We start from the raw sequence: 14,613 nt of genomic DNA, 5'->3' as shown, positions 1-14,613 counted from the left end.
CGCCGCACCGGCACGAACGCTCATGTCACGCTACACGCCCACCGAATTCGCCCGCCAGATCGGCTCCGGCCTGCTGTCTTTCCCGGTCACGCACTTCAAGCCCGATCTGTCGTTCGACGAGGCCGCCTATCGCGCGAACCTCGGCTGGCTGTTCAGCCACGACGCCGCTGGCCTCTTCGCCGCGGGCGGCACGGGCGAGTTCTTCTCGCTCACGCCCGCCGAAGTCGATAGCGTCGTGCGCGCGGCGCTCGCCGAAACGGGCGGCCGTCTGCCCGTGATCGCGCCGGCGGGCTACGGCACCGCGATGGCGATCGACTATTGCAAGGCGGCCGAAGCGGCGGGCGCCGACGGCATCCTGCTGTTCCCGCCGTATCTGACGGAGGCGTCGGCCGACGGCGTTGCCGCGCACGTCGAGCAGGTCTGCAACGCGACGCGCCTCGGTGTGATCGTCTACAACCGCGCGAACCAGGTGCTCGACGAAAACGCGCTCGCACGCCTCGCCGAGCGCTGCCCGAACCTCGTCGGCTTCAAGGACGGCGTAGGCGACATCGAGCTGATGACGCGCATCTACACGCGCCTCGGCGATCGATTCACGTACATCGGTGGCCTGCCGACCGCGGAGACGTTCGCGCTGCCGTATCTGACGCTCGGCGTGACCACGTACTCGTCGGCGATCTTCAATTTCGTGCCGCGCTTCGCGCTCGATTTCTACGCGGCCGTGCGCGCGCAGGATCATGCGAAGGTGTATGCGATGCTCGATCAGTTCGTTCTGCCGTACATCGCGCTGCGCAACCGCAAGCGCGGCTATGCGGTGTCGATCGTGAAGGCCGGAATGAAGGTGATCGGCCGCGGCGCGGGCCCCGTGCGCGCGCCGCTCATAGATTTGACGGGCGAGGAGCTGGCCGAGCTGTCGGCGCTCGTCGCGCGGATCGCCGAGGTTGCCGAGGTGGAAGCATGTCTCTGAGCGGCGAGCTGATGCTGGGCGGCGAATGCGTCGCACCCGGCGAGCGCACGGTGCGGGCGATCGACCCCGCGACGGGCGCGACGCTCGAGCCGGCGTTCGCGCTCGCGACGCACGCGAACGTCGCGCGCGCGTGCGAGCGGGCCGCCGCCGCGTTCGACGCGTATCGCGACACCGCGCCCGATGCGCGCGCCGCGTTTCTCGACGCGATCGCCACCGAGATCGAGGCGATCGGCGACCCGCTGATCGAACGCGCGACCGCCGAAACCGCGCTGCCGCGCGCGCGCCTCGAAGGCGAGCGCGCGCGCACCTGCAATCAGCTGAGGCTGTTCGCGTCGGTCGTGCGCGCCGGCGATGCGCTTGGCGCGCGCATCGATTCGGCGCTGCCCGAGCGCAAGCCGCTGCCGCGCGCCGATCTGCGGATGCGGCGCATCGCGCTCGGCCCGGTCGCGGTGTTCGGCGCGAGCAATTTCCCGCTCGCGTTCTCGGTCGCGGGCGGCGATACCGCTTCCGCGCTCGCGGCCGGCTGCCCCGTCGTCGTGAAGGCGCACCCCGCGCATCCGGGCACGTCCGAGCTCGTCGGCCGCGCGATCGCCGCGGCGCTCGCGCGGTGCGGGCTGCCGGCCGGCGTGTTCTCGCTCGTGCACGCGGACAACGACGTCGCGGGGGCGCTCGTTGCCGATCCGCGCATTCAGGCGGTCGGCTTCACGGGCTCGCGCGCGGGCGGCCAGGCGTTGCTGCGCATCGCGCAATCGCGTGCGCAGCCGATTCCGATGTACGGTGAGCTGAGCGCGATCAACCCGGTGTTCCTGCTGCCCGACGCGCTCGCGAAGCGCGGCGGCGCGCTCGGCCGGCAATTCGTCGCGTCGCTCACGCTCGGCGCCGGGCAGTTCTGCACGAATCCGGGTTTGCTGCTCGCGATCGACGGCCCCGACGTCAGCGCGTTCGTGAACGCGGCCGCCGATGCGCTCGACACGAGCGCCGCGCAGCCGATGCTCACGCCCGGCATCCACGCGGCGTACGTGCGCGGCGTCGAGCGTCTGGCGGGCGCGGCCGGCGTGCGTTGCGCCGCGCGCGGCGACGCGAGCGACTTGCCGAATCGCGGCCGCGCGGGCTTGTTCGAGACGCACGCGCGGCACTTCATCGAGCAGCCTGCGCTGCACGACGAGATCTTCGGCGCGACGGCGCTCCTCGTGCGCTGCCGCGACGCGGCCGAGCTGAGCGCGGTCGCCGAGACGCTCGACGGCCAGTTGAGCGCGACGCTGCATCTCGATACGGGCGATGCGCCGCTCGCGCGCGCGCTGTTGCCGGTGCTCGAACGCAAGGCGGGCCGCATCGTCGCGAACGGCTGGCCGACGGGCGTCGAAGTCTGTCACGCGATGGTGCACGGCGGCCCGTGGCCCGCGACGACGGATGCGCGCGCGACGTCGGTCGGCACCGCGGCGATCGAGCGCTTCCTGCGGCCCGTCTGTTATCAGGATCTGCCCGCGGAGCTGCTGCCGCCCGCACTGCGGGACGACAATCCGCTGCGGCTGCGCCGCCTCGTCGACGGAAACTGGGTCTGAACGCGATAGTCGCGCGAAGCCGGGCCGCACGGGCCCGGCGCTGAAACGACCGGCGCATAATGGACGCCGGCGGAAGGAGGAGACAATGGACATCAAAGCCCCCGCCGTGGGTGCGCACAGCACGCCGCGCGTCGAGCGCATGAGCCGCGTGCGCTTCATGATCCTCGCGATGCTGTTCGTCGTGACGACGATCAACTACGCGGACCGCGCGACGATCTCGATCGCCGGCTCGGCGATGCAAAAGGATCTCGGCGTCGACGCGGTGTCGCTCGGCTACATCTTCTCCGCATTCGGCTGGGCGTACGTGATCGCGCAGATTCCGGGCGGGTGGCTGCTCGATCGTTTCGGTTCCCGGCGCGTTTATGCGGCGAGCATCCTGATGTGGTCGATCTTCACGTTCGCGCAAGGCGCAATCGGCTTCTTCTCCGGCATGGCCGCGATCGCGGTTGTGTTCGCGCTGCGCTTTCTCGTCGGCGCCGCCGAAGCGCCCTCGTTTCCGGCCAACAGCCGGATCGTCGCCGCGTGGTTCCCGGCCAGCGAGCGCGGCACCGCATCGGCGATCTTCAATTCCGCGCAGTACGCGGCCACCGTGATCTTCGCGCCGCTGATGGCGTGGCTCGTCCACACGTTCAGCTGGCACTACGTATTCATCGTGATGGGCACGATCGGCGTCGCGGCGGCGTTCGCGTGGCGGCTCTTCGTACGTGATCCGAAGGATCATCCGCGCATGACGCGCGCGGAGATCGAATACATCGAGAACGGCGGCGGCCTCGTCAACATGGATCGCGCGGGCGTCGCGAAGACGGAAGGCCCAGATCTCGGCTACATCGGCCAACTGCTGAGGAACCGGATGATGATGGGCGTCTACGTCGCGCAGTATTGCATCAACGCGCTCACGTACTTCTTCATCACATGGTTCCCGGTGTACCTCGTGCAGGCGCGCGGGATGTCGATCCTGAAGGCGGGCTTCGTCGCGTCGATGCCGGCCGTGTGCGGCTTCCTCGGCGGCATTCTCGGCGGGATCATCTCCGATGCGCTGTTGCGGCGCGGCGCGTCGCTGTCGGTCGCGCGCAAGGTGCCGATCGTGCTCGGGATGCTGCTGTCGGTCAGCATGGTGGTGTGCAATTACGTCGACGCGCAGGGGATCGTCGTCGCGGTCATGGCGCTGTCGTTCTTCGGCAAGGGCATGGGCGCGCTCGGCTGGGCGGTCAATTCGGATACCGCGCCCAAGCAGATCGCGGGCCTGTCCGGCGCGCTGATGAACACGTTCGGCAATCTGTCGAGCATCACGACGCCGATCGCGATCGGCTACATCGTCAACCGGACCGGCTCGTTCAACGGCGCGCTGGTCTACGTGGGGCTTCATGCGCTTGTCGCTTGCGTCTGCTATCTGTTCGTGGTGGGCGAGATCAAGCGCGTCGAGCTGAAGCCGGCATCGTAAGCGGAGCCATCGGACATGACGTCCAATATGATCGAAGCCGTCGCGCGCGCGCACACGCCGCGCGTCACGCGGATGCAGGTGATTCCCGTCGCGGGGCGCGACAGCATGCTGCTCAACCTGTGCGGCGCGCACGCGCCGTTCTTCACGCGAAACATCGTGATCCTGAACGATGGCGCCGGGCATGTCGGCGCGGGCGAAGTGCCGGGCGGCGAAGGCATTCGCCGCGCGCTGGAGCGCGCGGCGCCGCTCGTCGTCGGGCAGCCGATCGGCCGCATGAACGGCGTGCTCGCCGACATTCGCCGCGCGCTCGCGGGCGACGGCCCCGCCGCGCATCAGGCGACCGTGCACCAGGTGACGTCGGCGTCGGAGGCAGCGGTGCTGCGGCAGCCGCACGAGATCAATCTGAGGATGGACAACGTCGTGACCGCGGTCGAAGCGGCGCTGCTCGACCTGCTCGGGCAGTTCGTCGGCGCGCCCGTCGCCGACCTGCTCGGCGCGGGCCGGCAGCGCGACGCGGTGCCGATGCTCGCGTACCTGTTTTACGTCGGCGAGCGCCGCCACACCGATCTGCCGTATCCGGCGGGCGCCGACGGCGGCGACGCGTGGCTGCGCGTGCGCCGCGAAGCCGCGACGACGCCCGCGCAGATCGCGCGCTTGGCCGAAGCCGCGGCCGATCGCTACGGCTTCGCCGACTTCAAGCTGAAGGGCGGCGTGATGGACGGCGAGGACGAGATGGAAGCGGTGGCGGCGATCAAGGCGCGTTTTCCGCACGCGCGCGTGACGCTCGATCCGAACGGCGCGTGGTCGCTCGACGAGGCGATCGCGCTTTGCAAGGGGCGGCGCGATCTGCTCGCGTACGCGGAAGATCCGTGCGGCGCGGAGGCCGGCTATTCGGGCCGCGAGATCATGGCCGAGTTCAAGCGCGCGACCGGCGTGCCGACGGCGACCAACATGGTCGCGACCGACTGGCGCCAGCTCGGCCACGCGGCATTGCTGCAGGCGGTGGACATTCCGCTCGCCGACCCGCATTTCTGGACGATGCAGGGCTCGGTGCGCGTCGCGCAACTGTGCGACGAATGGGGGCTCACGTGGGGCTCGCATTCGAACAATCACTTCGACATTTCGCTCGCGATGTTCACGCACGTCGCGGCGGCCGCGCCCGGCGCCATCACCGCGATCGACACGCACTGGATCTGGCAGGAAGCCGACGAACGCCTGACGCGCGAGCCGCTTTCGATCGAGCGCGGACACGCGGCCGTGCCGGACCGGCCGGGGCTCGGCATCGAACTCGACATGGCGCGCGTGTTCGAGGCGCACGCGCTGTACGAAACCCTCGGGCCCGGCGCACGCGACGACGCACGGGCGATGCAATACCTGGTGCCGGGCTGGACGTACGATCCGAAACGGCCGAGCTTCGGCGCCGCTGCGCGCGCGGTCGGGCGCGGCGCCTGAACGCTTCGATGGAGACACTCGTGAATCAAACCGAATCGAGCCGCACGGCGGCGCCCGTCGTGTCCGACATGCGCGTCGTGCCCGTCGCCGGACGCGACAGCATGCTGTTGAACCTGAGCGGCGCGCACGCTCCGTTCTTCACGCGCAACGTCGTGCTGATCCGCGACAGCGCGGGCCACACCGGCGTCGGCGAGGTGCCCGGCGGAGAAGGCATTCGCCGCACGCTGGAGGATGCGCGCGCGCTCGTCGTCGGCCAGCCGCTCGGCCGCTGGCAGGACGTGCTGAATGCGGTGCGCGCCCGCTTCGCCGATCGCGACGCGGGCGGCCGCGGCCTGCAGACGTTCGACCTGCGCATCGCGATTCACGCGGTGACGGCGCTCGAAGCCGCGCTGCTCGATCTGCTCGGCCAGCATCTCGGCGTGCCGGTGGCCGCGCTGCTCGGCGAAGGCCAGCAGCGCAACCGCGTGCCGATGCTCGGCTACCTGTTCTATGTCGGCGATCGAAACCGCACCGATCTCGATTACCGCAGCGAAGCCGAATCCGACGATGCGTGGTTTCGCTTGCGCAACGAAGCGGCGCTCACGCCCGATGCGATCGTGCGTCTTGCCGAGGCCGCGCACGCGCGCTACGGATTTCAGGACTTCAAACTGAAGGGCGGCGTGCTGTCGGGCGACGAAGAGATCGCCGCGGTGAGCGCGCTCGCAAAGCGCTTTCCGCACGCGCGCGTGACGCTCGACCCGAACGGCGCGTGGCCGCTGCAGGAGGCGATTCGCCTCTGTCGCGGCAAGGACGGCGTGCTTGCGTACGCGGAAGATCCGTGCGGCGCGGAGGCCGGCTATTCGGGCCGCGAGATCATGGCCGAGTTCCGCCGCGCGACGGGGCTGCGCACGGCGACCAACATGATCGCGACCGACTGGCGTCAGCTCGGCCACGCGATCCGGCTCGGCTCGGTGGACATTCCGCTCGCCGACCCGCATTTCTGGACGATGCGCGGCTCGGTGCGCGTCGCGCAGCTGTGCGACGAATGGGGGCTCACGTGGGGCTCGCATTCGAACAATCACTTCGACATTTCGCTCGCGATGTTCACGCACGTCGCGGCGGCCGCGCCCGGCGCCATCACCGCGATCGACACGCACTGGATCTGGCAGGACGGCCAGCGCCTCACGCGCGAGCCGCTGCGCATCGAGGACGGCCACGTCGCCGTGCCGCAGCGCGGCGGGCTCGGCGTCGACATCGACGAGGACGCGCTCGAAGCCGCGCACGCACTGTATCTGAAGCACGGCCTCGGCAGCCGCGACGATTCGCTCGCGATGCAGTACCTGGTGCCGAACTGGACGTTCGACAACAAGCGGCCCTGTCTCGTGCGTTGAGCGACGCCCGCCCATCACGGAGCATTCGATGCAGGAATCCACCTCGACCGACGACGCGCGCACGCGATCGGACAGCGCGCTGACGATCCGCGTGCACGACAGCGACAACGTCGCGATCGTCGTCAACGCACGCGGCCTGCCCGCCGGCGCGACGCTCGGCGACGGCACCGTGCTGGCCGAAGGCGTGCCGCAGGGCCACAAGGTCGCGCTCGCCGATCTCGCCGAAGGCGACGCGGTGATTCGCTACGGCGAAGTGATCGGCTACGCGGCGAAGCCGCTGCCGCGCGGCAGTTGGGTCAACGAGCATGCGGTGAAGCTGCCGTCGGCGCCCGCGCTCGCCGAGCTGCCGCTCGCGACGCGCGCCGATCCGAAGCTGCCGAAGCTCGAGGGCTACGCGTTCGACGGCTATCGCAACGCGGACGGCACGGTCGGCACGAAGAACGTGCTCGGCATCATGACGAGCGTGCAGTGCGTCGCGGGCGTCACCGACCATGTGGTCGAGCGGATCAGGCGCGAGCTGCTGCCGCGCTATCCGCACGTCGACGACGTCGTCGCGCTGAACCACACGTACGGCTGCGGCGTCGCGATCAACGCGCCGGCCGCGATCGTGCCGATCCGCACGCTGCAGAATCTCGCGCTCAATCCGAACTTCGGCGGCGAGGTGATGGTGATCGGCCTCGGCTGCGAGAAGCTCGTGCCCGAGCGCCTCGTGCCGGAATCGCTCGCGCCGGGCGGCCGCATTCCGATCGAGGTCGCGGGCAGCGCCGATTCGCCCGTGCTTCGTCTGCAGGACGAAGCGTTCGACGGCTTCGGCGGGATGGTCGACGCGATCATGGCGATGGCCGAGACGCGTCTCGCGCATTTGAACCGCCGCCGCCGCGAGCCGTGCCCGGCGTCCGATCTCGTCGTCGGCGTGCAGTGCGGCGGCAGCGACGCGTTCTCGGGCGTCACCGCGAACCCGGCCGTCGGCTTCGCGGCCGATCTGATCGTGCGCGCGGGCGGCACCGTGATGTTCTCCGAAGTGACCGAGGTGCGCGACGCGATTCATCTGCTGACGCCGCGCGCGATCGACGAGGACGTCGGCCGCGCGCTGCTGCGCGAGATGGCGTGGTATGACGATTACCTGTTGCGCGGCGAAACCGACCGCAGCGCGAACCCTTCGCCCGGCAACAAGACGGGCGGGCTGTCGAACGTCGTCGAAAAGGCGCTCGGTTCGATCGTGAAATCGGGCACGAGCCCGATCGTCGACGTGCTCGGTCCCGGCGAGAAGGTGCGGCGCAAGGGGCTCGTCTTCGCGGCGACGCCCGCGAGCGACTTCGTCTGCGGCACGCTGCAGCTCGCGTCGGGCATCAACCTGCAGGTGTTCACGACGGGGCGCGGCACGCCGTACGGCCTCGCGATGGCGCCTGTCGTCAAGGTGTCGACGCGCAAGGCATTGAGCGAGCGGTGGCACGATCTGATCGATCTCGATGCGGGCCGCATCGCGACCGGCGAGGCGAGCATCGCCGACGTCGGCTGGGAGCTGTTCCATCTGATCCTCGACGTCGCGAGCGGCCGCCGCAAGGTGTGCGCCGACAAGCTCGGGCTGCACAACGCGCTCGTCCTGTTCAACCCCGCGCCGGTGACCTGATCATGACCGACCTCCTGCGTTCGAACACCGGCGCGCCGACGGCGGACGGCGATCCGCTCGACGGCGTTCTCACGCACTGCGGCCGCATCCTGCTGACGGGCGCGGCCGGCGGTCTCGGCCGCGTGCTGCGCGAGCGGCTGCGTCGCTACGCGGACGCCGTGCGCGTGTCCGACATCGCGCCGCTCGGCGACGCGCGGCCGGGCGAGGAAAGCGCGCGCTGCGATCTGTCGGACGCGGCGGCCGTCGACGCGCTCGTGCGCGGCGTCGACGTGATCGTGCATTTCGGCGGCGTGTCGGTCGAGCATCCGTTCGATGCGGTGCTGCCCGCGAACATCGCGGGCACGTACCACGTGTACGAGGCGGCGCGCCGGCACGGCGTGCGCCGCGTCGTGTTCGCGAGCTCGAATCACGTAACGGGCTTCTACGAGCAGGGCGAGCGCATCGACGCGGCCGCGCCCGCGCGCCCCGACGGCTACTACGGCTTGAGCAAGGCGTTCGGCGAGCAGCTCGCGCGGTTCCATCACGATCGCTACGGAATCGAGAGCGTGTGCATCCGGATCGGCTCGTCGTTCCCGGAGCCGAAGGATCGCCGGATGCTCGTCACGTGGCTCGGCTACGACGATCTGGAGCAGCTCGTGGCCCGCGCGATGTTCGTGCCGCGCGTGGGCTGCACGATCGTCTACGGGGTGTCGGCGAATCGCGACGCGTGGTGGGACAACGCGCGCGCCGCGCATCTCGGCTACCGGCCGACGCAATCGAGCGAGCCGTGGCGCGAGCGGATCGAGCGCACGCAGCCGCCGCTTGCCGACGACGATCCGGTGCGCCGCTATCAGGGCGGCGCGTTCGTGACGGCCGGGCCGTTCGGAGACTGACGCGCATGCACGCGCCCGAAATCATCGAACGAATCGGCGACATGCGCTGCGGCGTCGGCGAAAGCTCCATGCGGCGGGACGGCGAAGCAGCGCTTTGCTTGACCGGCACCGCGGGCCGCGCGCTCCGTCGTTGGGATACCGAAGCGAATCGCGCGCACGCGTGCGCGCTGCCGGAGACGGCGGGCTCGATCGCACTGATCGCGGGCGGCTGAGCAGGTGCGCCTGCCTGCGCGCATCGCAAAAAGAAAAAGGGCCGCGCTCAGCGGCCCTTCGTTCGCCTTGCATCGGCGAGCGCGCATCAGAACCTCAGCATCAGCTTGAGGATCGCCGCGAAGCGCTTGCCATATGGCGGCGCGATCATCGCGCGCGTGTTCAGGCGCGGCTGCGTGAGCACGGGCTTCATCTTCGAGAACGTGACGAAGCCGTCGTAGCCGTGGTACGCACCCATCCCGCTCGCGCCGACGCCGCCGAACGGCAGCGTGCCGCACGCGATGTGCATCAGCGTGTCGTTGACCGTCACGCCGCCCGAGATCGTGTCGCGCATCACGCGCTCGACGCTCGCGTTGTCTTCGTCGAACAGGTACAGCGCGAGCGGCCGCGGCCGCGCGTTCACGTATGCGATCGCGTCGTCGAGCGTGTCGTACGGGACGATTGGCAGCAGCGGCCCGAAGATCTCTTCCTGCATCAGTTGCGACGCGTCAGGCGCCTGCGTGACGAGCACGGGCGGCAACCGGCGCAGCGCGGGATCGGGCGCCGCGTCGGTGAGCGGATGCAGTTGCGCGCCCGCTTCCTGCGCTTCGCTCGCGAGCCGCTGCAGCCGTGCGAAGTGGCGCTCGGAGATGATCGACGTGTAATCCGGATTCGTCGACAGATTCGGATAGAGCTTCGCCATCCGCTCGCGCGCCCGCGCGACGAATGCCGCCTCCTTGCCGCGCGGCACGAGCACGTAGTCGGGCGCGATGCAGGTCTGGCCCGCATTCAGCGTCTTGCCGGTGACGATCGCGTCCACCGCCATATCGAAGCGCGCGCGCGGCCCGACGATCACGGGCGACTTGCCGCCGAGCTCGAGCGTGACGGGCGTGAGGTTCTCGGCGGCCGCGCGCATCACGTGGCGGCCGACGTTCGTCGAGCCGGTGAAGAGCAGGTGGTCGAACGGCAGCCCGCTGAACGCGGCGCCGATTTCCGCATCGCCGTTGACGACCGCCACGTGATCGCGCGCGAAAGTCTTCGCGATCAGCTCTTCGAACAATTGCGACGTGCGCGGCGTCAGTTCGGACATCTTGATGAGCGCGCGATTGCCGGCGGCGAGCGCGCAGATGAGCGGCCCGGCCGCGAGCAGCACCGGGTAGTTCCACGGCACGACGATGCCGACGACGCCGAGCGGCTGCGGCATCACCTTCGCGCGCGCCGGGCGCAACCACTTGTTCATCGTCCGGCTCTTCGGCTTGATCCAGCGCTTGCCGTGCTTGAGCGCCTCGTCGATTTCCTCTTTCGCGAGCCAGATCTCGGACATCAGCACTTCTTCCTTCGCGCGGTGGCCGAAATCGGCGCTGATCGCGGCCGCGAGCGCGTCGCGGTTCTCGAGCAGCATCTTGCGCAACGCGCGCAGGTGGTCGGCGCGCGTCGCCCACGACGGATACGGCGCGCGCAGATACGCGGCGCGCTGGTCGCGCAGCAGCGCGTCGAGCGTGGCTAAACCGGGCAGATCGTTCTTCATGGCGTCTCCTGTGCGATACGGGTGCGGCCGGCTTCAGGCCGGGAACGCCCGCTCGATGAGCGCGGCGTGATCGATGGTGGCCGGCAGCGTGCCGAATACGCGTCCGGTTTCGCTGCTGGCGTGGCCCAAGCGCGTGGCGGCGAACGCCTCGGCGACGGCGGACGGCCCGTCGCGCAGCAGCAGCGAGGCCTGCGCGACGAGTGCGATGCGTTGCGCGATCCGGCGCGCGCACGCTTCGCGTTGCTCGGGTTCGAGGGACAGCGCGCGCGTCAGTTCCGCGAGCGCGTCGGCAAGCGGCGCGCTGCGCTTCGCCGCGTCCCGCCATTCGTCGAAGAGCGCGGCGGCCGCGTCGGGCTCGCGCTCGATCGCGCGCAACACGTCGAGGCACATCACGTTGCCCGAGCCTTCCCAGATCGAATTGACGGGCGCTTCGCGGTAGAAGCGCGCCATCGGCGCGGTCTCGACGTAGCCGTTGCCGCCCCATACTTCCATCGCTTCGCCCGTGAACTCGAGCGTGCGCTTGCAGACCCAGAATTTCGCGGCCGGCGTGACGATGCGGCGCCAGCCGCGCGCGAGCGGCGAGCGCGCGGCCGCGTCTTCTTCGAACGCGTGCGCGAGCCGCATGAAGAGTGCGGTCGCCGCTTCGGATTCGAGCGCGAGATCGGCGAGCACGTTGCGCATCAGCGGCTGATCGGCGAGCGCGCGGCCGAACGCGCTGCGATGCCGCGCGTGATGGATCGCCTGCACGAGCGCCGCGCGCATCAGCGCCGCGCTGCCGATCACGCAATCGAGCCGCGTGTAGTTCGCCATCTCGATGATCGTCGGCACGCCGCGCCCTTCGTCGCCGATCATCACGCCGTACGCGTTCAGGAACTCGACTTCGCTGCTCGCGTTCGAGCGGTTGCCGAGCTTGTCCTTCAGGCGTTGCACCTGCACCGCGTTCTTGCCGCCGTCGGGCGAAAAGCGCGGCACGTAGAAGCACGAGATGCCCGCGTGTTCGGACGTGCGCGCGAGCACGAGATGCGCGTCGCATTGCGGCGCGGAAAAGAACCATTTGTGGCCGACGAGCCGATACGCCCGGCCGCGCCCGCCCGCGTCGAGCGGATACGCTTGCGTCTCGTTGCTGCGCACGTCGGAGCCGCCCTGCTTTTCCGTCATGCCCATGCCGACCATCATCGAGCGCTTGTGCGGCAGCGGCACGTCGCGCGCGTCGTGCTCGCGCGAGTAGAGCTTGTCGCGCAGCGTCGCAAAAAGGGCCGGTTCGCGTTGCAGCACCGGAATGCTCGCGAACGTCATCGTGAGCGGGCAGAGCGAGCCGGATTCGAGCTGCGCATGCAGGTAATAGCCGGCGCAGCGCGCGGCCATCGCGCCCGGCCGCGGCTCGGAGAACGGCAGCGCATGCAGTCCTTCGCCGCGCAGCAGCGCGAGCAGCCGGTGCCAGCTCGGATGAAATTCGAGTGCGTCGATCCGTTCGCCGCGCGGGCTGTGCGTCGACAGTTCAGGCGCGTGCCGGTTCGCGAGATCGGCGAGCGCGAGCGTATCGGGCGTCGTCAGCGCGGCGCCGTCGCGCGCGAGCGCCGTTCGATGCCAGCTCGCGCCGTACCGTTCAACGGCCTCGACGAGCGCGGCATCTGTTTCAAACGCGTTGTAATCGTGAAGCGGCGGCGCCTGGTTCGTCACCCGGTGCGTCGCCGTCAAAAGGTCCTGCTGCATGCCTTTGTCTCCCATTTCGCGGGGCCCGGCTTCTCTGTCGGCCGCGTCCTCCGCGCGAGGCGAATCCGATCATCTTAAATTTAGTTCACGCCGACGTTTAGAGGAATCGCTCTTGAGTCGGGATGTCCCGGCTCGTTTTGCGTTCCTAAAATGCGCGAACATTACAAGCCAGAATCCGGCTGTCTCGAGTGCGATTCCAGCCGCCGTTGCGTGGACGAAAAAACAGGGAGACGTGACATGCAGTACGACTACATCATCGTCGGTGCCGGATCGGGCGGCTCGAGCCTCGCGGGGCGTCTGGCCGATGCGTGCCCGGATGCGACGATCGCGCTGATCGAAGCGGGCGGCCACACCGAACGCAATCTGCTCGTCAACATGCCGGTGGGAATCGCCGCGCTCGTGCCGTTCAAGCTCGGCACGAACTACGGCTACGAAACGGTGCCGCAACCGGGCCTCGGCGGACGCCGCGGCTATCAGCCTCGCGGCCGCGGGCTCGGCGGCTCGAGCGCGATCAACGCGATGATCTACACGCGCGGCCATCCGCTCGACTACGACGAATGGGAGCAGCTCGGCTGCACCGGCTGGGGGTGGCGCGACGTGCTGCCGTATTTTCGCCGCGCGGAGGGCAACGCGCGCGGCGCGAACGAATGGCATGGCGCGGACGGTCCGCTCACGGTGTCCGATCTGCGCTTCCGTAATCCGTTCTCCGAACGATTCATCGCCGCCGCGCACGAGGCCGGCTATCCGCTGAACGAGGACTTCAACGGCGAGAATCAGGAAGGCGTCGGCTTTTATCAGGTCACGCATCGCGACGGCTCGCGCTGCAGCGTCGCGCGTGCATACGTGTACGGCCGCACGCGGCCGAACCTGCACGTGATCGTCGACGCGACGGTGCTGCGCGTCGCGTTCGACGGCAAGCGCGCGACGGGCGTCGAGATTTCGCGCGGCGGGCGCGGCGAGCTACTCGGCGCGCGAGCGGAAGTGATTCTGTCTGCCGGTGCGTTCAATACGCCGCAATTGCTGATGTGCTCGGGCGTCGGCCCCGCCGCGCAGTTGCGCCGCCACGGCGTTGCGCTCGTGCACGACGCGCCCGACGTCGGCGAAAACCTGATCGACCACATCGATTTCATCGTCAACAAGCGCGTGAATTCGCCGGAGCTCGTCGGCATCTGCCTGCGCGGGTTCGCGAAAATGACGCCCGCGCTGTTCAGCTATCTGGCGAGGCGCGAAGGGATGATGACGAGCAACGTCGCCGAGGCGGGCGGCTTCATCAAGAGCGAGCCCGGGCTCGATCGCCCCGATCTGCAACTGCACTTCTGCACGGCGCTCGTCGACGACCACAACCGCAACATGCACTGGGGCTTCGGCTATTCGCTGCACGTGTGCGCGCTGCGGCCGAAGAGCCGCGGCAACGTCGCGCTCGCGAGCGGCGATGCGCGCGTCGCGCCGCTCATCGATCCGCGCTTCTTCAGCGACGAGCGCGATCTCGATCTACTCGTGCGCGGCGCGAAGGCGATGCGCACGATCCTGTCGGCCGCGCCGCTCGCGTCGCAGGGCGGGCGCGAGCTGTACACCGATCCGAACGACACCGACGCCAAGCTGCGCGCGGCGATCGTCGCGCACGCGGACACGATCTATCACCCGGTCGGCACGTGCCGGATGGGCACCGACGCGCGCGCGGTCGTCGATCCGCAATTGCGCGTGAACGGGGTGGAGGGATTGCGGGTCGTCGACGCGTCGGTGATGCCGACCCTCATCGGCGGCAACACGAACGCGCCGACCGTGATGATCGGCGAGCGCGCGGCGGATTTCATCGTGGCCGAGCGCAAGGGGCAGGCCGCGCCCGCTCGCGAGCGGATCGCTGCGGCGCACGGCGGCTGATGCGCGCCGCC

Annotated in this window: 11 protein-coding genes; 9 read left to right on the top strand and 2 right to left on the bottom strand. The window is 69.5% G+C overall.

The genetic code is table 11. The features are described from left to right. Positions 1–22: 22 nt before the first annotated feature. From kdgD to WS78_RS18965, 8 genes are all read left to right on the top strand, one after another. Positions 23–964 (top strand): 5-dehydro-4-deoxyglucarate dehydratase, encoded by a 942-nt coding sequence (kdgD, locus tag WS78_RS19000; RefSeq protein WP_038748541.1) that lies wholly within the window; start codon positions 23–25, stop codon positions 962–964. Continuing rightward, the gene (locus WS78_RS18995) at positions 955–2,526 is read left to right on the top strand and encodes an aldehyde dehydrogenase (NADP(+)) (protein ID WP_059583796.1); all 1,572 of its coding nucleotides are present in this window, start codon (positions 955–957) and stop codon (positions 2,524–2,526) included. The genes kdgD and WS78_RS18995 overlap by 10 nt, the downstream gene beginning before the upstream one ends. A gap of 85 nt (positions 2,527–2,611) precedes the next feature. Further along, complete coding sequence (locus tag WS78_RS18990; RefSeq protein WP_059583799.1) at positions 2,612–3,967, top strand: MFS transporter; 1,356 nt, start codon at positions 2,612–2,614, stop codon at positions 3,965–3,967. A gap of 15 nt (positions 3,968–3,982) precedes the next feature. Beyond that, positions 3,983–5,419: an enolase C-terminal domain-like protein gene (locus WS78_RS18985; protein ID WP_059583801.1), complete on the top strand. Its 1,437-nt coding sequence runs from the start codon at positions 3,983–3,985 to the stop codon at positions 5,417–5,419. 8 nt (positions 5,420–5,427) lie between these two features. Beyond that, the gene (gene gudD / locus WS78_RS18980) at positions 5,428–6,789 is read left to right on the top strand and encodes a glucarate dehydratase (RefSeq protein ID WP_059583804.1); all 1,362 of its coding nucleotides are present in this window, start codon (positions 5,428–5,430) and stop codon (positions 6,787–6,789) included. 28 nt (positions 6,790–6,817) lie between these two features. After that, positions 6,818–8,419, top strand: coding sequence for a galactarate dehydratase (gene garD / locus WS78_RS18975; RefSeq protein WP_059583807.1), 1,602 nt, complete (start codon positions 6,818–6,820; stop codon positions 8,417–8,419). A 2-nt stretch (positions 8,420–8,421) separates the two neighbouring features. Next, complete coding sequence (locus tag WS78_RS18970; RefSeq protein WP_038748530.1) at positions 8,422–9,291, top strand: NAD-dependent epimerase/dehydratase family protein; 870 nt, start codon at positions 8,422–8,424, stop codon at positions 9,289–9,291. A 5-nt stretch (positions 9,292–9,296) separates the two neighbouring features. Then, positions 9,297–9,503: a hypothetical protein gene (locus WS78_RS18965; protein ID WP_059583809.1), complete on the top strand. Its 207-nt coding sequence runs from the start codon at positions 9,297–9,299 to the stop codon at positions 9,501–9,503. An 86-nt stretch (positions 9,504–9,589) separates the two neighbouring features. Here the strand turns inward: WS78_RS18965 and WS78_RS18960 are convergent, their stop codons facing one another. Both WS78_RS18960 and WS78_RS18955 read right to left on the bottom strand, forming a co-directional pair. Further along, positions 9,590–11,008, bottom strand: coding sequence for a coniferyl aldehyde dehydrogenase (locus WS78_RS18960; protein ID WP_038748526.1), 1,419 nt, complete (start codon positions 11,006–11,008; stop codon positions 9,590–9,592). A gap of 33 nt (positions 11,009–11,041) precedes the next feature. Next, positions 11,042–12,721: an isovaleryl-CoA dehydrogenase gene (locus WS78_RS18955; protein ID WP_059583812.1), complete on the bottom strand. Its 1,680-nt coding sequence runs from the start codon at positions 12,719–12,721 to the stop codon at positions 11,042–11,044. A 237-nt stretch (positions 12,722–12,958) separates the two neighbouring features. Between WS78_RS18955 and WS78_RS18950 the strand changes: the two genes are divergently transcribed. Then, on the top strand, positions 12,959–14,602 hold the full coding sequence (locus WS78_RS18950) for a GMC family oxidoreductase (protein WP_059583814.1): 1,644 nt from the start codon (positions 12,959–12,961) through the stop codon (positions 14,600–14,602). The last annotated feature ends 11 nt before the right edge of the window (positions 14,603–14,613 follow it).

Origin of the sequence: Burkholderia savannae (assembly GCF_001524445.2) — a bacterium.
Lineage (GTDB): Bacteria > Pseudomonadota > Gammaproteobacteria > Burkholderiales > Burkholderiaceae > Burkholderia > Burkholderia savannae.
This window is presented reverse-complemented; position numbering and strand designations above follow the sequence as displayed.

What these genes read in the sequence shown, in the direction of transcription:
- WS78_RS18950 (WP_059583814.1), top strand. Translation starts at nt 12,959, where the DNA reads ATGCAGTACGACTACATCATCGTCGGTGCCGGATCGGGCGGCTCGAGC.
- WS78_RS18990 (WP_059583799.1), top strand. Translation starts at nt 2,612, where the DNA reads ATGGACATCAAAGCCCCCGCCGTGGGTGCGCACAGCACGCCGCGCGTC.
- WS78_RS18970 (WP_038748530.1), top strand. Translation starts at nt 8,422, where the DNA reads ATGACCGACCTCCTGCGTTCGAACACCGGCGCGCCGACGGCGGACGGC.
- kdgD (WP_038748541.1), top strand. Translation starts at nt 23, where the DNA reads ATGTCACGCTACACGCCCACCGAATTCGCCCGCCAGATCGGCTCCGGC.
- WS78_RS18985 (WP_059583801.1), top strand. Translation starts at nt 3,983, where the DNA reads ATGACGTCCAATATGATCGAAGCCGTCGCGCGCGCGCACACGCCGCGC.
- WS78_RS18960 (WP_038748526.1), bottom strand. Translation starts at nt 11,008, where the DNA reads ATGAAGAACGATCTGCCCGGTTTAGCCACGCTCGACGCGCTGCTGCGC.
- WS78_RS18965 (WP_059583809.1), top strand. Translation starts at nt 9,297, where the DNA reads ATGCACGCGCCCGAAATCATCGAACGAATCGGCGACATGCGCTGCGGC.
- WS78_RS18995 (WP_059583796.1), top strand. Translation starts at nt 955, where the DNA reads ATGTCTCTGAGCGGCGAGCTGATGCTGGGCGGCGAATGCGTCGCACCC.
- gudD (WP_059583804.1), top strand. Translation starts at nt 5,428, where the DNA reads ATGGAGACACTCGTGAATCAAACCGAATCGAGCCGCACGGCGGCGCCC.
- WS78_RS18955 (WP_059583812.1), bottom strand. Translation starts at nt 12,721, where the DNA reads ATGCAGCAGGACCTTTTGACGGCGACGCACCGGGTGACGAACCAGGCG.
- garD (WP_059583807.1), top strand. Translation starts at nt 6,818, where the DNA reads ATGCAGGAATCCACCTCGACCGACGACGCGCGCACGCGATCGGACAGC.